Here is a 21463-nt window from a genome sequence, read left to right as displayed (position 1 = left end):
GGAGACCGTGGTGACCGTCTCGGCCGGGGATGAGCCCGGTGAGCCGGACACCGTGGTGACCGTCTCGGCCGGGGATGAGCCCGGTGAGCCGGACACCGTGGTGACCGCCTCGGCCGGGGATGAGCCCGGTGAGCCGGACACCGTGGTGACCGCCTCGGCCGGGGATGAATCCGGTAAGCCGGACACTGCGGTGATCATTCCTGCCAAGGATGAGGCCGATCGCATCGGCGCCACCGTGACCGCGGCCCTGGCCATTCCCGGGGTCGACCTGGTCGTGGTGGTCGACGACGGCTCGTTCGACGCCACGGGCAAGGTGGCCAAGGCCGCGGGCGCGCGCGTCGTCCGCCACAGCCGCAATCGCGGTAAGGCGGCGGCGATGGAGAGCGGTGCGGAGGCCGTCCGTCTCTTCGACGACGAGTTCGACGCCGAAGAGCCACGCCACCTGCTCTTCCTGGACGCCGATCTCGCCGAGACGGCCGGCCGGGCCGCACCGCTGATCGAGCCCGTCCGTGCCGGTTCGGCCGACATGACGATCGCCACGTTCTCCGCGCGCGTCAAGCTCGGCGGTCACGGTTTCGTCGTACGGTTGGCGCGCGAGGGCATCAAGCGCGCCTCCGGCTGGGAAGCCAGCCAGCCGCTCAACGGCCAGCGCTGCCTGACCAGGGCGGCGTTCGAGGCCGCCCGACCGCTGGCACACGGCTTCGGCGTCGAGACCGGCCTGACGATCGACCTGGTGCGCAAGGGCTTCCGGGTCGTCGAGGTCGAGGTCGACATGGCGCATCGTGCCACCGGCACCGACTGGCACGCCCAGGTCCACCGTGCCCGGCAGTTCCGTGACGTCGCACTGGCCATCGCGGCACGCGAACAGGTCCTCACCGACATCAAGGGCGTCGTACGCGGCTCCCGCTGACCACCACAGTCCGCCACACGACAAGCCCACGCGAACAACACGCCGGCTCACACGAACGGTCCGCACACTGCGGGAACGCTGGATGGTGGGTCGTTCTGGCGGGTGGGTAGCTCGGGCTGGAGGTGGTGGGGCGGGTCGGGGTGGCGCGGGCGGTCTTTGGGATGTGCTGGAATCATCCGGTGAATCGGGACGTGTGGCCGCGTCATGTCCGGCCGGCGGGTGTCGCGGCCGTGGGCATGGTGCTCAGCGTCATGGTCACGATCGCCATCGGAGTTCTGGGGCCCTCCGCCGTGGTGCCAGGGCTGCCCGGCCCCGCCTGGCAGCCTCCGTACTCGCTGGGCCTCGATCCCGGCGGCCACCTGGTGATCGCCATGGAAGCCGTGGCCATCGCGCTGGGCGCGCTGGGTCTCGGCGCCGGGCTGCTCGCGCTGCGGCGCGGCTGGGTTCCGGATCCCCGCCGGCTGCTGATCGCCGGATGCGTCGCCGCCGCGCTGCTGGCCTTCCTGCCGCCCTCCGGGTCGGCCGACCATCTCAACTACGCCGCCTACGGCCGGATGGCCGCCCTCGGGCACGATCCGTACGCCACCGGGGCCGTCGCTCTACGCGGGGACCCCGTCGCGGACGCGGTGGAGATCCCCTGGCAGGAGGAGCCGAGCGTCTACGGGCCCGTCGCGACGGCCGTGCAGGCCCTGGCAGGTCTGGCCGGGGGCGACTCCGTACGCCTGATCGTCTTCCTGCTCGCCGTGGTCAACGCGGCCGCCTTCGTCGTCACCGGACTGCTGCTCCACCGGTTCACGCGCGACGACCGGGCACGGCAGGCACGCGCCGCGCTGCTGTGGGCGGCCAACCCGTTGGTGATCTACCAGTTGGTCGCCGGGATGCACGTCGACACCCTCGCCATCGTCTTCGTCCTGGCCGCGCTGATCGTGGGCGGGCGGGAGCGCTGGTGGGCGGCCGGGCCGCTGCTCGGCCTGGGCATCGCGGTCAAGATCAACGCGGGGCTGGTCTCGCTCGGCCCGGCATGGGAACTACGGAGACAGCCCAAGAAGCTGGCGGTCGTGGCCGGCACGGCGACGCTCACGGTCGTGGCCGCCTACCTGCTGGCCGGGCCGCACTCACTGGACCAGGTGCTGCACGCCAGCAAGTCGATCTCCTGGGCCAGTCCCTGGCGCCTCGTCCAGCGCGGGCTCCAGGCGGCCTTCGGCTCGGGCGCCTACCGCTCGTGGATCCAGATCGCGTCCCTCCTGCTGCTGATGCTCCTCGCCACGTCCCTCCTCCGCGCCCTACGCGACCCGTACAGCCCCCCCGTCCTCCCGCCGACCGGCGTGCGGCCGAGCGGCCGGGACGCCCGGCCGGACGGTCACATCGCGCGGCCGGGCGTCCAGATGGATGCCACCTCGGAAGGTTCGACCGGCGGGCGCTTGGCCGGGCGGGTGGGTGCTTGGACGGAGGGTCTGACCGGCGGTCTGTGGCCGGGTACGGGCGTGGTTGGGGGCGTGGGTGGTCGTTCGGGGGAGGGGGCGGGGGTGGCCGTGGTGGTGGTCGTCGCCTGGTTGTTCGCCACCCCGTACGCCCTCCCGTGGTACGACGGCCTGGCCTTCGCCTTGCTGGCGATGGTGCCGGCCACGGCGCTGGACGGCTTCGTGGTCGCGCGGCTCGCCGTGCTGTCGCTGGCCTACCTGCCGGCCCGCCAGAAGGACCAGCCGCCCGACCTCGGCTGGCTGGTCACGGTGTGGCGGGGTCAGGTGGTGCCGTGGATCCTGCTGGCGCTGACGGTCGCCCTGGTGGTGTGGGCCCTCCGCGTTGCAGCGCGCGGATCGACGCGGCCAGGGTCAGCGGCACCGCGACCGTGAGCGCCATGGCCGGGATGGCGATGCCGGAATCGTTGATCAGGAAGCCGGCCAGCGCGGTGGTGAGCACCCCGAACAACCCGGCACGCAACGCCGGGGCGCGGACGTAGGCGAGGCTCAGCGCCGAGGCGCCCCACCGGGACGGGCGGGCGAGCACGAGGTAGAGGAACGCGAGTGCGGCGAGCGACAGCGCGGTGAGCTGCCAGTTCCCCAGCGTGCCCAGCATCGCGCCGAGCTTGCGGCCGATCACCGGTAGCGCGTCGCCTGAGATCGCCTGCTGTACGAACGCGCCCAGATGGGTGCGCTGGTCGCTCGGCCGCAGCCAGTCGGCCAGTGCGATGACGCTGATCAGCGCGGCACCGGCGGCGGCGACGATCGCCAGCCGCCCGGCGGTGACCCGCCGTCCGGAGAGCATCATGAGGAACACGGCGAACCCGAGCACGAAGGCCGGAACTCCGCCGAAGTCGGCACCCCACCCCGGCCACCCGTCGGCGAAGATCGCCAGCAGGCCGTACGCGAGGCAGACGGCCAGGGCGGTCGTGCGCCGACCGCGCTCCATCAGCATTTGCGCCACTCCGGTCAGGGCCAGGATGGTGCCGGTCGCGTACACGGCGAAGGCGATGTTGCTGAAGCCGTAGAACCGGCCGCCGGTGACCGGCTCGTACCCGGTGACGGCGTTGACCTGCAACCGCGACCCCGTCATCACGTCGATCATCAGCGCCAGCGAGGTGATGGCCGCCACGACGGTGAGCGGGCCGAGCACGTGCGAGCGCCACGGACCGGCGAAGGCGAGCGCGGCCGACAGAGCGGCGAAGCCCATGATGGTCACGATCAGCGTGGCCATCGGGTGGCCGAGATTCCACCAGGGGACGAGCTGGGCCAGGAAGGTGGAGACCGCGACGGCTCCGCCGGCCACGGCCAGGACCCCGGTGGCGGCCAGGACACGCGGCCCACCCCAGCGGCGGCGGACGGCGAGGGCGGCCAGCCCGTAGAACAGCAGTTGGACGGAGACGAAGACCGCGTAGAAGGGCGCGCGCACCTCGACGAGGACCCGGCTGGCCAGGTCGGCGTCGGCCAGTTCCGTGACCGTCTCGGCGATCGACGCGGGCGCCGGGCCTCCGGAGCTCCATGGGCGCCCCACGGTGCCTTCGGGAACGGGGGCGCCGAGCACGCCCAGCACCGTGGCCGTCACGTCGGTGATGGCGACCAGGGCGCCCTGACGGGTGGAGGCGGAGGTGAGATGGCCACGGTGGTACGGCTCCCCGGTGGGGGACGGCCCCTGGGCCATCGCCACGTGGAGGTGGGCGGTCGTGGACGCGTCGGACAGGCCGGCGACCAGGAGGGTGGCTCCCGCGGGCACCGACCGCGTGATCTCGCCCGCCCGCAGGTCGGCGCGGGCCACGGCCTGTGCCCGGGCCTGCTTCGACAGGTCGGGGGGCGGCGCGGCGGCCCCCGGCTGGGTGATCCATGCACGGGCCAGGTCGTCGAGTTCGGCGACCACGAAGGTGTACCGGCTCAGGTCCCCAAGGGCGGCGGTGTTATCTGCGTACTTCTGAACTTTTCCGGATTTGTCGGCTGCGCCGAGGGCGGCACCCGGGCCGATCGCGGCCACGGTGCCGCCCGCATCCCGTACGGCCTGGCCGAGCCGGCCGATGGTGGCACGGTAGGAGGTCGTGGCGTTGTAGGACGCCAGTTCGGCCCAGCCGGGCACGCCGGCCGAGCCGTCGGCGGCCGCCCGGGGAGCAGGGGGGAGCGCGCACTCGCTCTGGGCCGATCCCGCTCGCTGCCCCGCCGAGACCGTCAGCCAGCCCGCGACCGGACAGGTGCTCGGGCGGTTCGGGCGGGGATAGGCACGGGTCGACATCGAGGCGGAGCCGCTTTTCCCGACGAGCGCCCACAGGTTGGGCGTACCGGTCGCGCTGAGGTCTCCCCACTGCAACCCCGGAACCCCGACCAGCACCACCATCTTGGCCGGAGCACTATGCACACCCCCGGCCATCCCCACCCCGACGCCGGCCACCGCAGCGGAACCTCCAACCGCCCCGATGCAGAGAAGAGCCGCTCCGAGGGCACACGCGGGCGCCACCCAGGACCGGAACCATGCGCCGGCCCGCCGCTGGAACCCCCGCTCGTGCAAGCAGAGAAGAGCCGCTCCGAGGGCACACGCCGGCGCCGCCCAGGACCGGAACCACGCCCGGGCCCGCCGCTGGAACCCCCGCTCGTGCAAGCAGAGAAGAGCCGCTCCGAGGGCACACGCGGGCGCCACCCAGGACCGGAACCACGCCCCGGCCCGCCGCTGGAACCCCCGCTCGTGCACCGGGAACCTCACTTCCACCCTCTGCCGACGACTTCGCCCTGGAAACCATAGCCAGAACCCAGACCCCCGGCTCCCCACGCCGACGGGCTGTGGATAGTGCACACAAGAGCGAACGGGGTCTCGCTTCCGCCTGGTGGCGGCGCACGCCTTGAGAGTCATGGCAGCCGACTGAGAGTCATGGCAGCCGACGCGGCGTCCGCAGCGACGATTGTGGGGGCCTTGGCTTTCACGCTGGTGGTGGCGGGTTTGCTCTGAGGGCCATGGCCGGAACTCCCGGCCCTCGCTGTCCGCGGCGGTGGCGGGGGGATCGGGTGGAGAGGAGGTCGGGGAGGGTAGGCGGTAGCCTGCCAGGTCGTGAGGACTGGTGAGGAGCCCGTGACCGGGCGGCGGTGGTGGACCTGGCCGCTCGCCTTGGTGATCATCGGCGTGGCGGCCGTCCCGTTGGTGAGCCACTGGCTGACCAACCCCGCGGATCAGCGCCTGGTCGACCTGGACGTCTACCGCACCGGTGGCGAGAGCATCCTACGAGGGTTCCCGGTCTACGACGCGATCACGCCGGCGCCGCAACTGCTCCCGTTCACCTATCCGCCGATCGCCGCGCTCCTGGCCACGCCCCTGGCGGCGATGTCCTGGCCGGTGGCTCAGTGGGTGTGGACGGTGGGCGTCCTGATCTGCCTCGCCATGACCGTCTGGTACGGCTTCCGGGAGCTTCTCGCGCGTGCCGGACAGGCCACGTCCGTCGATTTCCGCCGCGGCACCCGGCCACGGCCGAACGCGTGGGTGGTGCCCGTGTTGTTCGGCGTGCTCACGACCGCGTGCATGTATCTCATGCCGATCAGGGACCAGGTCCGGTTCGGCCAGGTGGACATCCTCCTGGTGATGCTCTGCCTGGTCGACTGCGTCGCCCGAAGGCCCTGGTGGCCGCGCGGCATGCTGATCGGGCTGGCCACGGCGGTCAAGCTCACCCCCGGTGTCTTCCTGATATATCTGCTGATCACCGGGTTCGGAAAGGATGGGCTTCCAGAACAGCGGAAGACCTTCGCCATGGCGGCCTTCACCACAACGCTTCTAACGCTGCTTCCCTTTGTGGTGATCCCGCGCGACGCGGCCGGCTTCTGGTTCTCCGCCCTGCTGGACTCCGAGCGCGTAGGCTCCAACACCTCCACGACCAATCAGTCGATCCGTGGAATGCTGCTCCGCCTCTATCTGCCCGACCTGCTCACCTCGGCGCTCTGGCTCGTGCTGATCGCCGTCGTCGGCTGGTACGGCTTCCGCCACGCCCGCCGGGCTCTGCTCCGGGGCGATCGCATGACGGCGGTGGCGCTGACCGGTCTCATGGCCGTGTTGATCTCCCCGGTCGCATGGATCCACCATCTCGCCTGGATCGTCGTCGTCCTCGCCGCCCTCACCGGCTCCCGCCTCAACGCCAAAGCCGGTGAAGCCGCTGAAGTCACTGGATCAGGCGGATCAGACAGATCAGCCAGATCTGGCGGATCGGCTGATTCGGCATCGGTACGGCAGCGATTGCGTGAGTCGGCGTGGCTCTGGGTTCCCGCGGGTGTCTGGCTCTACTACGTGCTGCCGATCCCCTGGTGGGGAGTCTCGCTACGCGCCGCGGAGATCCCCGTGCTCAGCCCTGTCGCGGGAAGGATCGTCCAGGACGCCTTCGGGCTGGGCGCCATCGGTCTCGTATGGCTGCTCGCCCGCCGTACGAGCGACTCGCGCGCCGCGACGGGTCGTACGCCCGCCACCCCGGCGGCCCCATCCGCCGCCGGCCGTACAACGACCCCCGATCCCCGGCCCACCCCAGGGCCGGCGACCACCACCGGCCGTCCTGGTGGTCTGATCGCGGGGGATTGACGAAGAACAGGTGGAGCACAGGCATTACCCCGCGCCATTGTGATCGATTGATTACCCTCGGTCGTGTGGTGGGGACTGTGATCGCGTTGGTCGGCGGGATCGCCGGTATGACCGGCGTGGCGATCGGCCTGCTGGCCCTGCGCAGCGCCCGGAGCGCGGTCGAGGACTGCCTCGACATGCTCGGCCGGCGGTGTGCGGGAGGCGGAATGGTGGACGTGAAGGCCATCCGCGACGTGGCGGTGTTCCGCTACGACGCCTTGGCGGAGATGACCGGCAGGCTGTCGTTCTCGGTGGCGCTCATCAACGGGCTCGGTGACGGCATCGTCCTGACCTCGATCAACGGCCGCACCGAAACGCGCACGTACGTCCGGCCGGTGCGCGGCGGCCGGGGAATCCAGCCTCTGTCTCCCGAGGAGGAGCAGGCGGTCCGCGCCGCCCGGCTCGGCATCGGCCCCGACGTCGTCCCGCAAGCCCACTGGCACTAGCCGACGTCCCCACGCAACGACGAGGCGGGTGAGCAGAATGGGTAGGGGGATGAGGCGGATTGCTTTAGGGGTTTGCCGATATTTCAGCGCAAGCCGTAAATATGCCGGGTAGCTGGGGGCCGAGGGCCGGTAGCCTGCTGGTATGCCGAAACTCGCCTACCTCGGACCCGAGGGCACCTTCTGCGAAGCGGCCCTGCGGATCCTCGCACCGGATTCCGAGCGCCTGCCCTGTGCCAATGTCACGGCCGCGCTGGACGCCGCGCGAAGTGGCGAGGCCGACGCCGCCGTCGTCCCCCTGGAGAACTCGGTGGAGGGCGCGATCACCGTGACCCTCGACGAGCTCGCCTGGGGCGACCCCCTGCTGATCACCGCCGAGCTGCTGCTCCCCGTCGAGTTCTCCCTGCTCGTACGGCCCGGCACCGAGATGCCGCACATCAAGCGGGTGTTCACCCACCCCGCCGCGATCACCCAGTGCCGCAACTTCCTCGCCCGTGAGCTTCCCGACGCCGTGGTGGTCGCCGCGCCGTCGACGGCCGCCGCCGCGCAGGAGGTGTCCGTCCCCGGCTCGCCGTACGACGCGGCCATCGGGCCGGCCATAGCGGGAGAGCACTACGGCCTCGTCGAGCTGGCGTCGCGTATGGGCGACCGCGACGACACCGTAACGAGGTTCGTACGGGTCTCCCGTCCCGGGCCGCTGCCCGAGCCCACCGGGGCCGACCGCACCTCCTTGGTGGCCTTCCTCCGCGACGACCACCCGGGCGCGCTGCTGGAGATGCTGAGCGAGTTCGCGGGGCGCGGCGTCAACCTGACCCGCATCGAGTCGCGTCCGACCGGTGAGGGCATCGGGCGCTATTTCTTCCACTTCGACGCCGAGGGCCATGTCGGTGAGGCCCGTGTCGGCGAGGCTCTTTCGGGCCTGCGCAGGCTGTCCGACGATGTGCGCTTCCTCGGCAGCTACCCCCGAGCCGACCGGTTGTCGCCGCAGCTCAAGAGGGGCACCGCCGACCCCGACTTCGCCGAGGCCGCCTCCTGGCTGACCAGGATTCGCACCGGTCAGGTGTAACGGATCACATAGGGGGCCAATAGGCGCGCGAGTGCCGGTCGGACATCGGTAGCCTTGTTACGTGATTGACCTGCGTACCCTTCGTGAGGACCCCGACCGGCTGCGGGCGTCGCAGCGCGCCCGCGGTGAGGACGACTCCGTCGTCGACACGCTGCTCGACCTGGATGAGCGGCGCAGAAGCGCGCTGACCGGCTACGAGTCGCTGCGCGCCGAGCAGAAGAGCATCGGCAAGTCGGTGTCCACGTCGTCCGGCGACGAGCGGGCCGCGCACCTCGCGCGGGCCAAGGAGCTCGCCGCCGGCGTGAAGGGCGCCGAGGCCGAGGCCGAGAAGCTGGCCAAGGAGCTCGACGGGCTGCTGATGGGCGTCCCCAACGTCATCGACGAGGGCGCCCCGGTCGGCGGGGAGGACGATTACGTCGTCCTTGAGGAGGTCGGCGAGAAGCCTCGGTTCGACTTCACTCCCCGAGACCATCTGGAGCTCGGCGAGATGCTCGGGGCGATCGACACCGAGCGCGGGGCCAAGGTCTCGGGAGCCCGGTTCTTCTTCCTGACCGGTGCGGGGGCCCGGCTGCAGCTCGGCCTGCTCAACATGGCCATGCAGCAGGCGATCGAGGCCGGCTTCTCCCCGATGATCACCCCGGTGCTGCTCAAGCCCGAGGCGATGGCCGGCACCGGCTTCCTGGGAGCCCACGCTTCAGAGGTCTACCGGCTGGAGGCCGACGACCTCTACCTCGTCGGCACCTCCGAGGCGCCCATGGCCGCCTACCACGCCGACGAGATCCTCGACGGCAAGTCGCTTCCGATCCGCTATGCCGGGTGGTCGTCGTGCTTCCGGCGCGAGGCGGGGTCGTACGGCAAGGACACGCGCGGCATCATCCGGGTGCACCAGTTCGACAAGGTCGAGATGTTCTCCTACTGCCGCCCCGAGGACGCGCGTGAGGAGCACGCCCGCCTTCTCGAGTGGGAGAAGGAGATGCTGGCCAAGGTGGAGCTCCCGTACCGCGTGATCGACACGGCGGCGGGCGACCTCGGGTCGAGCGCCGCCAGGAAGTTCGACTGCGAGGCGTGGCTTCCGACGCAGAACCGTTATCTGGAGCTGACGTCGACGTCCAACTGCACGGAGTTCCAGGCCAGGCGGCTCGCCGTGCGCTACAGGGACACCGACGAGAAGCCCCGCCACGTCGCCACGCTCAACGGCACCTTGGCCACCACACGCTGGATCGTGGCCATCCTGGAGAACCACCAGCAGGCCGACGGTTCGGTGGTCGTGCCCAAGGCGCTGCGCCCCTTTGTCGGACTGGACGTCCTAGAGCCTGTCAAGTAGGCGTTTATCGGCTTAGATAGCTGCTTATCCCTCAATGGGGATAAGCGTCTTACTCCGACCCTATCCGTTACGTATGTCCGACTTTGTCAGGACGGCCGGCAGGTACAAGACATGAAGGCGGGGCTCACCCTGATGTGAGCCCCGCCTTCTGTGTGTCAGTGGTCAGACGGCGCGGACCTGTGAGGCCTGCGGGCCCTTCTGTCCCTGCGTGACCTCGAACTCGACGCGCTGGCCGTCTTCGAGGCTGCGGTAGCCGTTGCCGACGATCTCGGAGAAGTGCACGAAGACATCCGGAGCGTCACCGTCCGGCGCGATGAATCCGTAGCCCTTCTCGGCGTTGAACCACTTGACGGTTCCCTGAGCCATTAAAGCTCTCCCTGCAATTGATCTTGGGGCTCACACCTCGCGAACCCCGGGTTGTGTCGCACAGCTTCCCGGGGCCGCTCAGACAGTCAAGCTGGTTCTGCACATCGGGTTCAGCTAATACAACGCCACCACATCTAACACCATCGGGGCGCCTTTGTTACCCTCTCCCGGCGAGATTCTTTTACTCTCTGGGCTGACGCGGGTCCCGGTCCCAACACAGGGCAAACTAGAGCTTGTTATGGTCAGCCCCAGACTCGTCGCCACAGACCTGGACGGCACCGCCCTGCGGTCGGACGGCACCGTTTCGCCACGTATGGCGGCCGCGTTCGCGCTCGTCGAGCAGGCGGGCGCGGTCCTGGTGTTCGTCACCGGCAGGCCGCCCCGATGGATGGGCAACGTGGCCGGAGCCGTGCGGCACCGCGGGCTCGCCATCTGCGCCAACGGGGCGCTCGTGTACGACCTGCACAACAAGCAGATCGTCGAGTCGCATCTCATCGGCCCTGAGGTGCTGTCCGAGGCGGTGAGCCGCCTGCGCGACCGGCTCCCCGAGTTGAGCTTCTCCGTGGAGTACGAAGGCGGGTTCGCCCACGAGAGCGGGTTCAGGCTCGGCGGCTGGGACAGCAGGGAGGTCTCAGGGCTTCGGGTGGGCTCCTCGACGCTCACCTCGCAGCCCTGCGCCAAGCTGCTGGCCTTTCACCACAGCATGGATCCCGATCTGCTCCACCTGCTCGTCGAGGAGGTGGTCGGAGACCTGCTGACCACCACCCACTCCAGTGGCAGGGCTCTGATCGAGATGAGCGCCCAAGGCGTGACGAAGGCGTCGGCGCTGGCCACGCTCGCCCGGCGTCATCTGATCAGCGCGCATGAGGTGGTGGCATTCGGGGACATGCCCAACGACCTGCCCATGCTCGGCTGGGCCGGCACGTCGTACGCCGTGGCCAACGCCCATCCAGACGTGTTGGCCCAACGACGAAGACGGGGTCGCGATCGTCCTGGAGAAGCTGTACGGCTGACCAGTCGCTACAGGTAGGGCCCGGAAGCGCGTTGCGGCGGGTGCTCCTCCTGCGACAGGCCACCCGGCAGGGCGCGCCGCATCTGCTCCAACTGGGCACGGGCGGCCATCTGCTGGGCGAACAGCGTGGTCTGGATGCCGTGGAAGAGGCCTTCCAGCCATCCCACCAACTGCGCGTGCGCCACGCGGAGCTCGGCGTCGCTCGGTGGGGCGCTGTCGTCACCACCTGTGAAAGGCAGGGACAGCCGTTCCAGCTCATCGACCAGCTCGGGCGCGAGGCCGTCCTCAAGCTCCTTTATGGAGCTCTGGTGGATGTCCTTCAGGCGCTTGCGGCTCGCCTCGTCCAGAGGCGCAGCGCGCACCTCCTCCAGAAGCTGGCGGATCATGCTGCCGATCCGCATCACCTTCGCAGGTTGCTCGACCAACTCGGCGACCGAGCGCTCCTCGGGCTCGCCGTTGTCCCCCTCGACGGTCAGGCCATCGGGGCCCACGACCACGATATGTGGGGTGCTCTCCTCAGCATTCATGACATTCAACCTAGCTCACCTGGCCAACAGGACTTTCCCGATGTGCTCACCGGATTCGAGGATCCGGTGCGCCTCCGCCGCTTCGGCCATCGGGACCACCGCGTGGACGATCGGCCGGACGGCTCCCGCGTTCACCAAGGGCCACACGTTCTCGCCGACTCCCCGCACGATGACGCCCTTCTCCGGGACCGGCCGGTTGCGGAGGCCGGTCGCGTGGACCGAGGCCCGTTTCGCCAGCAACTGCCCCAGATCCAGCTCTCCCCTGGCGCCCCCCTGCAGCCCGATGACCACCAGCCGCCCGCCGGTCTTGAGCACGGAGACGTTCTGCCGCAGGTACTTCGCGCCCATGATGTCGAGCACCACGTCGGCCCTGACCTTCTCGGCGAAGTCCTCCTCGCGGTAGTTGATCGCCTCGTCCGCTCCGAGCTCCAGGCAGCGCGCGGCCTTCTCGGCCGTCCCCACCGTGACGATCACGTGAGAGCCGAGCGCCTTGGCCAGCTGGATGGCGCAGGTGCCGATCCCGCTCGCGCCACCGTGGACGAGAACCGTCTCCCCGCGCCGCAGCCGAGCCGTCATGAAGACGTTGGACCATACGGTGCACGTGACCTCGGGCAGCCCGCCCGCCTCGGTGAGCGTGGTCCCGGAGGGCGCGGGCAGCACCTGCTCCCAGGGCACGGCGACCCTCTCGGCGTAGCCGCCGCCGGCCAGCAGCGCGCACACCTCGTCCCCGGGTGCGAACCCCACGACGTCCTCGCCGACCTCGGCGACCACTCCTGAGCATTCGAGGCCGAGGATTTCCGAGGCGCCGGGGGGAGGAGGATAGAGACCCTGCCGTTGCATCAGATCGGCGCGGTTGACCCCTGCAGCGGTCACCTCGATCAGCACTTCTCCCCGTGTGGGGCGAGGTTCTGGCACCTCACGCCACTCCAGCACCTCAGGTCCACCCGGCCCGGAAACAACGATCGCGCGCATGTGACCAAAGTATCCGGGTAGCCAAGTCGGCGGTTGACCACGTTGGTCGTGATTGCGGGCGGTAATCTTCATTCTATTTGCTGCCCCTTTAGCCCAGTCCCGAGGGGGAACACGGTGGCAAGACACGATCGTGAGGATCCTCATTCCCTTGAAGAGCAGCTGGCCTGGCTCGACGCGATCAAGGAGAACGAGGAGGCGCCCGTCCCGGTGACCGTCACCGCGGACGACACCGTCGTCTCGCCATATCCCAAGGACCCATGGGCCATGGTGCCGACGGAGACCCCGGCAGCGGCGTCGCCGCTGTTCCGGGCCGCGGGCGACCCCCTGCACAGCACCACGCAGCCTGATGACACGGTCGAGCGGGCCACGGGTGAGCCGGCGGAGGCCCATCCGCTCGCGCCCGAGACCCTCGACCGGTGGGGCAAGCAGGGCGAGGTCCCGACGGCCGGTGGTCACACGGGCGCCTTCTCCGCGCCCATCACCGCGCCGTCCGAGCCGCTCTCCCGCTCCGACACCTCTCCATCCGGAGGCAGTGCGTTCGGCGAACGCCCGGCAGGATCCGCGCCGGGTGCGTTCGGCGAGCGTCCAGCGGCTTCCGGCGCCGGTGCGTCCGGCGAGCGCCCGGCCGCTTCCGGGTCGGGCGCGTTCGGTGAGCGCCCCGCCGGTTCCGGGTCGGGTGCGTTCGGTGAGCGCCCCGCCGGTTCCGGGTCGGGCGCGTTCGGTGAGCGTTCGGAGGGGTCCGGCACCGGCGCGTTCGGTGAGCCGCCGGCACCGTCAGGCGGCGGGTTCGGAGCCTTCGGGGAGCGTCGCCCCTCCTCCGGCACGGGCGCTTTCGGGGAGCGTCCAGGCTCTTCCCCCTCCGGCGGCGTCTTGGGCGAAGCGGGTCCCTCGACGGGCCCCTCACCATCAGGTCCCTCCGGGAAGCAGCCCGTCAGCGAGGACACCGACAGCTTCACCTTCGGCTCGCTGGCCGAGGAGCCTCCGAGCAAGGCGACCTCCGGCTGGGGCACCCGAGAGCCGCTCGGCACGAGCAAGGGCGAGCCCGCCGCGTCGTACGAGGCCACGAAGTCGTACGAAGGCGCCAAGTCGTTCGAAGGCGCCAAGTCCTACGAAGGAGCCAAGTCGTTCGAAGGCGCCAAGTCCTACGACGAGCCGGAGCCCGACGCGACCGGGGACCAGCCCGTGCGCGGCTGGCTGGAGGCCGCGCTTCCGGCGGCGGAGCCCGGCGAGGCCGACCCCGAGCAGGAACGCTTCAACGCCTTCGTCACGGGCACCGAGACCGAGGACGTCGTCGTGCCTCGCGTGGAGCACCCGCTGTACGAGCCGGTGACCGAGAAGGCGGCCCCGCCCGCGAAGCGGCCACCCGTGCCCGCCGCCGGTGAGTCCAAGGCTCCGGATGGTTCCCCGTCCCCCGCCGCTCGTGCTCCCTTGGCCGCCCCCGCACAGGGCGTTCGCGCCTCCCAGGCCGCCCCCACGCCGGCCGCCAACCCGGTGACCCAGGAGAAGGCGCCAGAGGAGCGCGAGCCGTACCGGCCGCGCCGCAGGCAGTCGCCTCCGGCCGCCCAGTCCCTCCAGCCGGCCTTCGGGGCGCCCACCCGCCAGGCGGGCGCCAAGGGGGCGGCCGGGGTCAGGCCGACCGCCGACAGCCTCGACCCGGTGTCCCTGCTCCGTGGGCGCAGGAACGCTCCCGCGGGCGGCTGGCGCAAGCTGATCTTCAAGGCGTCCGCCGGGTTGATCAAACCAGGCGACTCGCCCGAGGTGCGCCGCCGCCGCGAGCTTCTTTCGCGGGCGCGCACGCCCGTCGCGACCGGGCACCACCGGGTGGCCGTGCTCAGCCTCAAGGGCGGCGTCGGCAAGACCACCACGACGGTGGGCCTCGGCGCGACGCTGGCGTCCGTGCGCGGAGACCGGGTGATCGCCGTGGACGCCAACCCCGACCGGGGAACCCTGTCGGACAAGGTGGAGCTGGAGACGTCGGCGACCGTACGCGACCTGCTCAACGAGCGGCAGCAGATCAAGCGATATGTGGACATAAGGGCGTTCACCTCGCAGGCGCCCTCGCGGCTGGAGATCCTGGCCTCCGACCGTGACCCCTCGGTGTCGGAGGCGTTCAGCGCCGCCGACTACCAGTCGGTCGCCCAGGTGCTGGAGAACTTCTACTCCATCTGCCTCACCGACTGCGGCACCGGCCTGCTGCACTCCGCGATGTCCGGCGTCCTCGGCCTGGCCGACCAGCTGGTGCTGGTCAGCTCACCTTCGGTCGACGGCGCGAGGGCGGCGTCGGCCACGCTCGACTGGCTGGAGGCGCATCACTACGCCGACCTGGTCAAGGACGCGACGGTGGTGTTGTGCAGTGTGCGGCCCCGCTCGAAGTCGACCGTCGACCTCGACCGGCTGGAAGCCCACTTCGCCGCCCGCTGCCGCGCCGTCATCCGCGTGCCCTACGACCCTCACCTGGAGGAGGGGGCCGAGATCGACCTCGACCGCCTGCAGCCCGCCACGCGCGAGTCGTACCTGCTGCTGGCGGCCTCCGTGGGCGACGGTTTCGGCGGCATGCAGGTCTGACCAGAAGGAGGTCGGTGGCGGAGGGTGTGGGATTCGAACCCACGAGGCCGTCGCCGACCTGGCCGCTTTCAAGGCGGCTGCACTCGTCCACTATGCGAACCCTCCAGTGCGACACCAACGATAGCGCCGCCCGGCGGGCGCTCGCGCGCGAGTAGCGGTCCACGAGATCGAGAAAAGGCCTTTGCCCGCCAGGGCGTGCCCCCCGCTCCTCGGCGTCGGCGAGGACCGTGGTGCCAGGGCCTGCCCGCGGCCGGTCATTCGTACGGCTTGTCGGGCTGGGCGACCTTGGTGAGGCCGGTGGCCCTCATTTCGGGGGCCACCGTGCCTTTGGGCAGCTTGTCGTACGGAGTGGGCACCCACGCGCCCGTGACCTCGACCCAGGTGTCGTCGCGAGGCGCGGGCACCCCCAGCACGGTCACCTTCAGGGGGAAGGCGTCGGCGGCACAGCACCGCAGTTGCATGCGGGTGAGGTACCACTGGCCCTTCTTCTTGGACGGGACCGCGAAGCCGGTCAGCCTGACCTGCCGGCCTTCGAGCGAGCGGTTCGCGTCGCCCCACGCGCGGCCGATGAACTCGCCGAGCGGCATGGCCGTGGGCCCGTCCTTCGCGAGGGCGCCGTACGCGTCGAGCGCCGTCGGGCGCGGCTGGGGCGACTCGTCCCGCTCGGCGGCGAACGACCCGAGAGCGGGCGGGGCGATCAGGAAGATGGCGATCACCGGCAGGCAGAGCAGCCAGGCCACCCGAGGCCCGTGGGAGTGGTCGTGGCCCGCCGACGACCCATGCGGCCGCTCGGGACCCGGCGGGCCACCGGCCTGTCTCGCCGGCGCGTACGGCCTGCGCCACTCCTGGATCAGGCCGAGCACCCCAAGCGCGAAGATGACCAGGCCCGCCGCGATGAGCAGCGGCCGGAAGCCCGGCTTGACGTAGTTGACGTAAATGGTCGACAGCGCCGACACGCGGAGGATCGCCCCGCCCAGCAGGGTCATCACCAGGCCCTGGGCCATACGGTTCACAGGATCACCCATCCCACCAGCACGCTGACCGCGATGGCGAGCGCGAACGTCAGCGGGACGAACCGCGCCGCGAAACCCCGGCCGAACGTTCCCGCCTGCAACGCGATCAGTTTCAGGTCGACCATGGGCCCCACGACCAGGAAGGCCAGCTTGGCCGTCGGAGAGAAGGCCGTGAGCGACGCGGCCACGAAGGCGTCGGCCTCGGAGCAGATCGACAGGATGACCGCCAGCACCGCGAGGACCAGAATCGACAGCCAGGGAATGTCGGCGACGGATGAGAGCCAAGCCCGGGGGACCACCACGTTCAGCGTCGCCGCGGTGAGCCCGCCGATGACCAGGAACCCGCCGGCGTGCAGGAAGTCGTGCCGCATCGCCGCCAGGAACGACGCCCACCGAGACGGGCCGTCGTAGGCGGCGCTCGAAGGGATGCGCAGCCATCCGGGGCGGCCCAGCAACTGCCATATCCACCCGGCCAGCACGGCGACGGCGAGGGAGGCGGCGAAGCGGGCGACGACCATGAGCGGCTGGCCGGGGAAGGCCACGGCGGTCGCCACGAGCACGACGGGGTTGATGGCGGGAGACGCGAGCAGGAAGGCCAGCGCCGCGGCCGGAGTCACCCCTCGGGACATCAGGCCCGACGCCACCGGCACCGACGCGCACTCGCATCCGGGCAGCACGAGACCGGCCACGCCCGCGACGGGCACGGCGGCGTACGGCTGCCGCGGCAGCACGCGGTTCCAGAACGACGGCGGTACGAACGTCCTGATCGCCGCGGACAGCGCCACGCCGAACACGAGGAACGGAATGGCCTGCACGCAGATCGCCACGAAGATCGTGGACCACGTACGCAGCGCCGGTGCGGTGAGATGCGGTGAGAGCACGAAGTTGCCGAGCGCCAGGAAACCCACCAGGGCTGCGAACACCCAGGGGAGGACCTGTGCCTCGGGAGCTCGCCGTCCCCACGTCGGCGGTGGAACGGGACTGTCAGGCTCAGCGGTCCAGTCGAGTGTGATTCGGTCGCTCATAGGTGATTTAAGGGGGTATCTCACGGTATTGACGGGTCTGCGCTGAAGCGTGGGTGTTGAGGATGTTCGACATCTTGGGGTATTTCACGATATTGACGGATCTGCGTGGAAGGGTGGGCGCAGGGCCGTTCGACGTCTTGACGCTACACCCGTCCCCTTGGTCGGAGTTGCCCAAGTAGCCAACCTGGACCGGTTACCTCCGCGCCGAGTTCCCTCACCCGCCGGCGGAGCTCGCGATCGGCGGTGACCACCAGCACCCGCTCCCACGGCCTGGTCTCCCGGATCTCACGGACCGTCTCTACGATCGCGTCGTCGCCGCTTCCGGGTGCCTCGATCACGGTCACGCGGCCGTCCGAGCGGACCCCCTTCGCGGCCCCCTCGACGATCATGAGCACCCGGGGGAACCACATATCCGGAGCGGGAAACCCTTCCGGAGGGCGAAGGCCGTGCTGGACCGCGTCCTCGACGTCTTCGAGCAGACGTCGTGTCGCCCCGGCCCGGTCGCGCCACCAGCCGTGCTCGGCACGCGCGCCGACGACGTTGGCCGCGTCGATGACGACCACGGAGGGGGGAAGCGCCGACTTGATGTCCGGCCAGGTCTCGGCGAAGCCCGGATGCAGGGCCTCCTCGGCGACCTCGTCGGCGGCCCGCCACATCTCACCGGAGATCTGGTCGACCGGCAGCCATCGCATGTCGGTGCTCTCGCCGTTCGCCGGGGCTGCGGGGAAGAGGGCGTCCGCCTCCGCGATGACGGTCTGGAACGACCATCCGCCGTGATCGTCGGTGTAGACGCCGAGGACGCGCAGGCCCTCACCCCGCAGGGCGGCCTCTTCCAGTGCCTCCCGCATCGCGCCGGTCACGGCGTCCTCGTGGCTGTCGAGGGCGCCGCCGGGAAGGCCCCACGTGCCCCCGTGATGGCTCCACAAGGCCCGCTTCTGCATGAGGATGTGCGGCGTACCGCCGGGGTCGTAGTGGACGGCCAGGAGCCCGGACGCGCCGTGCACACCCCAGTGGGTGTGGCCCCGCCCGCACAGCGCCCAGCCGTCACCGTCCCTCGCCGCCATGAATCCATCCTGCCCTAATGACCGCAACCGCAGTCTCCGGGTTCGCTACGATCCATCCGCGATGGACGGTTCCCTCTCTCCGGTCCGGTTGCCCTTCGACACGTTCCGTCTCGCAGGGCGCCTGTTCCTGCCTCTTGCGTTCTACTACTCCCTCGGCGTGCTGGTACACAGAGGGGTCATCCTGCTCGCCGTGCGCCTCGCCGAGCCCAAGGGCTGGCACGCCTACCTGGGGTTCGGCGTGCTCAGCCTCGGCGTGCTGGTCACGCTCACCGCGTACATCGCGATGCTCAACATGGCGGGCAGGTCACTTGGCACCCAGGTGGCCGAGGCCCACACGATCGATGAGCGCGAGCGCAAGATGGTCGACGCCATCGCCCACACCTTGCTGCCCTTCCTGGTCTTCTACAGCGCGTGGGGGCTGTTCGTCGCTGATCTGAAAGCGTTCCAGCGGCTGTCGAACGAGCTGCACCCCGAGATCTCGCTCGAATGGATCAACCTGCTGACCGACCTGTTCGACGTCAACGTCCTCGTCGTGATCATCACTGCGGTGCTCTTCGGGATCAAAGTGGTGTGCGAGCGGCTGTACAGGGCCCGGGGCAACCGGATCATGGGCGTGGCCAACAGCCTCTTCGAATGCATGTGGATGTTCTTCGGCATCATCTCGCTGGGCAACTGGATCGGCGTGGGCGTCGATTGGCTCACCAGCCGCGTGGTGTGGGAGGAGACCATGGGCCTCTTCGACCGGATGCCCCTGGCGCAGGATCTGAAGCACGGCCTGGAGGTCCTTGCCCCCTACCTCCCCGATCTGAAGGACGGCCTCCTGCAGCCGCTGGTGTGGCTCGCCATAGCGGCCGTCGTCTACAGCTCCTCCATGACCGAGGAAAAGAAGATCATCGAGGGCACCCGGGTCGAGAAGCGGGTCTCGGGCGTCTGGCGGCGGCTGCCCGGTCCCGTCCAGGCCGCGGCGGAGTTCTTCTCCCGGGGATTCCGCGACAAGTACGTCCCGCTGGCCAACGGCTTCCGCCTAGTCCTGAGCGGTGGCCCTCTGCTCTATCTGACCTTCTGCCTGGTGTACGTCACGCTGGAGGCGCTGTCGTCCGTCGGGTTCATCGCCCTCACCAGGCTGATCGGGCCGCACGAGGTCCTGTGGTGGCAGATGTGGGAGGGCGCCGTGGTCTACCCCCTGAGCCTCCTGCACGAGGTGCTCCGCGTCTGCCTGCTGGCCGTCACCTTCGACCTGGCCCTGCGGCGCGCCTCCGCGCGGACTGCCGCCAGGACCGCGGCGGCGCCGGTGGCGCAGACCTGAGCGTGCGGGGCCCGGTCTACGGGTTGAGCCGTACCGTCGCCGGGTTCGGGGTGAGGCGGATCTGGACCCCCAGGGTCGGGAAGGCGTCCGCGGGGACCACGTACTCGGTCTGGATCGTCAGCTCCTTGCCGACAGGCAAAGGCACCATGTTGTAGTTGGCGTCGAACGCCCGGCACGTGGGGGAATGTGGGCTCTTGGGGGCCAGGTCGTTCCTGAACGACGGCTGCCAGATCCGTCCCGCCTTGTCCGTCGCGGCGATCTTGCAGGTGCCGTCGGTGACGAACCACTTGCCGCCCTGGTCGGTCAGCGGCTTCACAGAGATCACGACAACAGCGATCTTCGTACGAGGGGGAAGCGGGCGGGAGAACTCCTCCTGGAGTTCGCCTTCGGTGATGCTTTTCAGGCGCCACTCCATGCCGTTGACCCGGGCGCCCTGCCCGTGGGCCGCGACGGCCTCCTGCCCGCCTTTGCCGGTGAGGAACTCGTACTTCTCCCGCCACGGCAGCACCTCGGCGGCGACCACGGCGGGGATCAGGGCCAGCAGCCCGAGGCCGTATCCAAGGTTCCTGCGCCAGTTCACAGCTCACGCACCTGATCGACGGTCAGCAGTGCCGGCGTCCTCTGCACGAGGCTCTTCGCGTACGAACCGGAAAGGCCGAGGTCGACGTCCACCGCGGGGCCAAGATGGTCGAGACCCCCCTTGGTCCCGTGCCTCGTGACCCTGAGGACGGCGCCCGCGAGCTTGTCACGGGGGATCTCGAACAAGATCGGGCCGTACGCCGGGATGCCGGGTTGGAGGGCGGTCTTGTCCAAGGTGCCTTGCACGGTGCTTGTGAGGTACTCCACGCCGTCGGTGGTGCGCAACCTCGCGCCCTGCATCTGGAACTCCTCGGTGGTCGCCGCGACGGTGGCCCAGACGACCACCCAGATCCCCGCCGTGGTCTTCGTCGTGCCGAGCAGCCCGTAACTGTCGAGGATCCGCACCGACCCCGCGAGCTCGACGCGGTCCACGCGGAGCTGGAAGGTGGTCGTGTTGACCTGCTGGCCCATCACGCCGGAGGTCGCGATCGGCTCGTACTTCCGGTCGCCGTCGGGATCGGCACGCCGCACCCCGAGGATCCCCGCCAGCAGCACCACGCCGGTGAGCACGCTGACGATGGCGCGTTTCACCGGCCCACGTCCAGGTCGTAGATCGCCAGCGGATCGTCCACGTCGTACCACTCGGACAGGTCCGACTGGAATCCGCCGACGTACTCCTTGTCTATGACGGTCATCGTGAGATGGGTCGGATCGGGAAGGGGGACGGGCACGGTATAGACGATCATCACCCGTTCCGTCAGGCCCGGCTGGAGCTGGTCACGGTCGAACCGGCCGTCGCGGATGACGAAACCGGCGACCTTGTCCCGGAACCTGTCGATCGTCGCGCCGCTCGGTGAGACCGTTAGGCGCAGGTTCAGTGCCAGGTCCGAGACGGTGGCGGTCTGGTGGCTGACGTTCGTCACCTCGAGCTCGATCGCCAGGAAGCGGCCGGGCTTGGCGTCACCGAGCGAGGGCGCGGGGTCCTTGGCCAGGAAAGACACCTTGTACGGCTTCATCGCCAGCCGGTGGCCCGTGATCGGCTCGCCCAGCCGGCGGTGCGGGGTCTCCGGCGTGAACTCTCGCAGGCCACCGGCCGGCCACGCGAGCGCCAGAACCGTGGCCAGCGCGAAGAGAATGGCCGTGAGGAGAATCCACGGCCGTATCGGTCCCCGAAGTGACTCCGTCCGTCCGGGGGGTGGGTCCGGAGTGGTCACGGCCAGGGATC

General features: G+C 70.1%; 18 protein-coding genes and 1 tRNA gene. 9 read left to right on the top strand and 10 right to left on the bottom strand.

Features of this window, described 5'->3' with window-relative positions; genetic code table 11:
• The first annotated feature begins 190 nt into the window (after positions 1-190).
• From ABD810_RS01330 to serS, 6 genes are all read left to right on the top strand, one after another.
• Complete coding sequence (locus tag ABD810_RS01330) at positions 191-910, top strand: glycosyltransferase family 2 protein (protein ID WP_344935349.1); 720 nt, start codon at positions 191-193, stop codon at positions 908-910.
• Positions 911-1089: 179 nt separating this feature from the next.
• Positions 1090-2763 (top strand): polyprenol phosphomannose-dependent alpha 1,6 mannosyltransferase MptB, encoded by a 1674-nt coding sequence (mptB, locus tag ABD810_RS01325; protein ID WP_344933162.1) that lies wholly within the window; start codon positions 1090-1092, stop codon positions 2761-2763.
• 2689 nt (positions 2764-5452) lie between these two features.
• The gene (locus ABD810_RS01320) at positions 5453-6937 is read left to right on the top strand and encodes a glycosyltransferase 87 family protein (protein WP_344933159.1); all 1485 of its coding nucleotides are present in this window, start codon (positions 5453-5455) and stop codon (positions 6935-6937) included.
• Positions 6938-7014: 77 nt separating this feature from the next.
• Positions 7015-7422 carry a DUF4446 family protein gene (locus ABD810_RS01315; protein WP_344933157.1) on the top strand — a complete coding sequence of 136 codons (408 nt, stop codon included), beginning with the start codon at positions 7015-7017 and terminating at the stop codon, positions 7420-7422.
• A 142-nt stretch (positions 7423-7564) separates the two neighbouring features.
• The gene (pheA, locus tag ABD810_RS01310; RefSeq protein WP_344933153.1) at positions 7565-8485 is read left to right on the top strand and encodes a prephenate dehydratase; all 921 of its coding nucleotides are present in this window, start codon (positions 7565-7567) and stop codon (positions 8483-8485) included.
• 61 nt (positions 8486-8546) lie between these two features.
• On the top strand, positions 8547-9809 hold the full coding sequence (gene serS / locus ABD810_RS01305) for a serine--tRNA ligase (protein WP_344933150.1): 1263 nt from the start codon (positions 8547-8549) through the stop codon (positions 9807-9809).
• A gap of 162 nt (positions 9810-9971) precedes the next feature.
• Here the strand turns inward: serS and ABD810_RS01300 are convergent, their stop codons facing one another.
• Positions 9972-10175: a cold-shock protein gene (locus ABD810_RS01300; protein ID WP_189164413.1), complete on the bottom strand. Its 204-nt coding sequence runs from the start codon at positions 10173-10175 to the stop codon at positions 9972-9974.
• 238 nt (positions 10176-10413) lie between these two features.
• On the opposite strand from ABD810_RS01300, the gene ABD810_RS01295 reads away from it, so the two are divergent.
• On the top strand, positions 10414-11205 hold the full coding sequence (locus ABD810_RS01295; protein WP_344933141.1) for an HAD family hydrolase: 792 nt from the start codon (positions 10414-10416) through the stop codon (positions 11203-11205).
• On the opposite strand, the gene ABD810_RS01290 is transcribed toward ABD810_RS01295, so the two are convergent.
• On the bottom strand, positions 11196-11714 hold the full coding sequence (locus ABD810_RS01290; RefSeq protein ID WP_344933139.1) for a bacterial proteasome activator family protein: 519 nt from the start codon (positions 11712-11714) through the stop codon (positions 11196-11198). The genes ABD810_RS01295 and ABD810_RS01290 overlap by 10 nt on opposite strands.
• Positions 11715-11729: 15 nt before the next feature.
• Entirely contained in the window at positions 11730-12686 is a 957-nt protein-coding gene (locus ABD810_RS01285; RefSeq protein ID WP_344933137.1) for an NAD(P)H-quinone oxidoreductase, read from the bottom strand.
• A gap of 114 nt (positions 12687-12800) precedes the next feature.
• Between ABD810_RS01285 and ABD810_RS01280 the strand changes: the two genes are divergently transcribed.
• Positions 12801-15251 carry a nucleotide-binding protein gene (locus tag ABD810_RS01280; RefSeq protein WP_344933135.1) on the top strand — a complete coding sequence of 817 codons (2451 nt, stop codon included), beginning with the start codon at positions 12801-12803 and terminating at the stop codon, positions 15249-15251.
• Positions 15252-15266: 15 nt separating this feature from the next.
• On the opposite strand, the gene ABD810_RS01275 is transcribed toward ABD810_RS01280, so the two are convergent.
• The 4 genes from ABD810_RS01275 to ABD810_RS01260 all read right to left on the bottom strand — a co-directional run bounded on the left by ABD810_RS01275 (position 15267) and on the right by ABD810_RS01260 (position 18353).
• Positions 15267-15356, bottom strand: a tRNA-Ser gene (locus ABD810_RS01275).
• 149 nt (positions 15357-15505) lie between these two features.
• Entirely contained in the window at positions 15506-16255 is a 750-nt protein-coding gene (locus tag ABD810_RS01270; RefSeq protein ID WP_344935347.1) for a TIGR03943 family putative permease subunit, read from the bottom strand.
• Positions 16256-16260: 5 nt separating this feature from the next.
• Positions 16261-17289, bottom strand: a complete 1029-nt coding sequence (locus tag ABD810_RS01265; RefSeq protein ID WP_425566831.1) for a permease — start codon at positions 17287-17289, stop codon at positions 16261-16263.
• A 143-nt stretch (positions 17290-17432) separates the two neighbouring features.
• The gene (locus tag ABD810_RS01260) at positions 17433-18353 is read right to left on the bottom strand and encodes an NUDIX hydrolase (protein WP_344933131.1); all 921 of its coding nucleotides are present in this window, start codon (positions 18351-18353) and stop codon (positions 17433-17435) included.
• A gap of 61 nt (positions 18354-18414) precedes the next feature.
• Here ABD810_RS01260 and ABD810_RS01255 point away from each other — a divergent pair, with 61 nt between their 5' ends.
• Complete coding sequence (locus ABD810_RS01255) at positions 18415-19659, top strand: hypothetical protein (protein WP_344933129.1); 1245 nt, start codon at positions 18415-18417, stop codon at positions 19657-19659.
• A 16-nt stretch (positions 19660-19675) separates the two neighbouring features.
• Here the strand turns inward: ABD810_RS01255 and ABD810_RS01250 are convergent, their stop codons facing one another.
• From ABD810_RS01250 to ABD810_RS01240, 3 genes are read right to left on the bottom strand one after another with little or no spacing between them, the layout of a single operon-like run.
• Complete coding sequence (locus tag ABD810_RS01250) at positions 19676-20239, bottom strand: hypothetical protein (protein ID WP_344933127.1); 564 nt, start codon at positions 20237-20239, stop codon at positions 19676-19678.
• Entirely contained in the window at positions 20236-20829 is a 594-nt protein-coding gene (locus ABD810_RS01245; protein ID WP_344933125.1) for a hypothetical protein, read from the bottom strand. The genes ABD810_RS01250 and ABD810_RS01245 overlap by 4 nt, the downstream gene beginning before the upstream one ends.
• Positions 20826-21452: a hypothetical protein gene (locus tag ABD810_RS01240; protein WP_344933123.1), complete on the bottom strand. Its 627-nt coding sequence runs from the start codon at positions 21450-21452 to the stop codon at positions 20826-20828. The genes ABD810_RS01245 and ABD810_RS01240 overlap by 4 nt, the downstream gene beginning before the upstream one ends.
• Between the last annotated feature and the right edge of the window lie 11 nt (positions 21453-21463).

It is taken from the genome of Sphaerisporangium flaviroseum, from assembly GCF_039537005.1.
GTDB classification, from domain to species: Bacteria; Actinomycetota; Actinomycetes; order Streptosporangiales; family Streptosporangiaceae; genus Sphaerisporangium; species Sphaerisporangium flaviroseum.
The sequence above is the reverse complement of the archived record's forward strand: the minus strand, read 5'-3'. Positions and strand labels throughout refer to the sequence as shown.

What these genes read in the sequence shown, in the direction of transcription:
- ABD810_RS01295 (WP_344933141.1), top strand. Translation starts at nt 10,414, where the DNA reads ATGGTCAGCCCCAGACTCGTCGCCACAGACCTGGACGGCACCGCCCTG.
- ABD810_RS01260 (WP_344933131.1), bottom strand. Translation starts at nt 18,353, where the DNA reads ATGGCGGCGAGGGACGGTGACGGCTGGGCGCTGTGCGGGCGGGGCCAC.
- ABD810_RS01285 (WP_344933137.1), bottom strand. Translation starts at nt 12,686, where the DNA reads ATGCGCGCGATCGTTGTTTCCGGGCCGGGTGGACCTGAGGTGCTGGAG.
- ABD810_RS01300 (WP_189164413.1), bottom strand. Translation starts at nt 10,175, where the DNA reads ATGGCTCAGGGAACCGTCAAGTGGTTCAACGCCGAGAAGGGCTACGGA.
- ABD810_RS01270 (WP_344935347.1), bottom strand. Translation starts at nt 16,255, where the DNA reads ATGGCCCAGGGCCTGGTGATGACCCTGCTGGGCGGGGCGATCCTCCGC.
- pheA (WP_344933153.1), top strand. Translation starts at nt 7,565, where the DNA reads ATGCCGAAACTCGCCTACCTCGGACCCGAGGGCACCTTCTGCGAAGCG.
- ABD810_RS01255 (WP_344933129.1), top strand. Translation starts at nt 18,415, where the DNA reads ATGGACGGTTCCCTCTCTCCGGTCCGGTTGCCCTTCGACACGTTCCGT.
- ABD810_RS01290 (WP_344933139.1), bottom strand. Translation starts at nt 11,714, where the DNA reads ATGAATGCTGAGGAGAGCACCCCACATATCGTGGTCGTGGGCCCCGAT.
- ABD810_RS01265 (WP_425566831.1), bottom strand. Translation starts at nt 17,289, where the DNA reads ATGAGCGACCGAATCACACTCGACTGGACCGCTGAGCCTGACAGTCCC.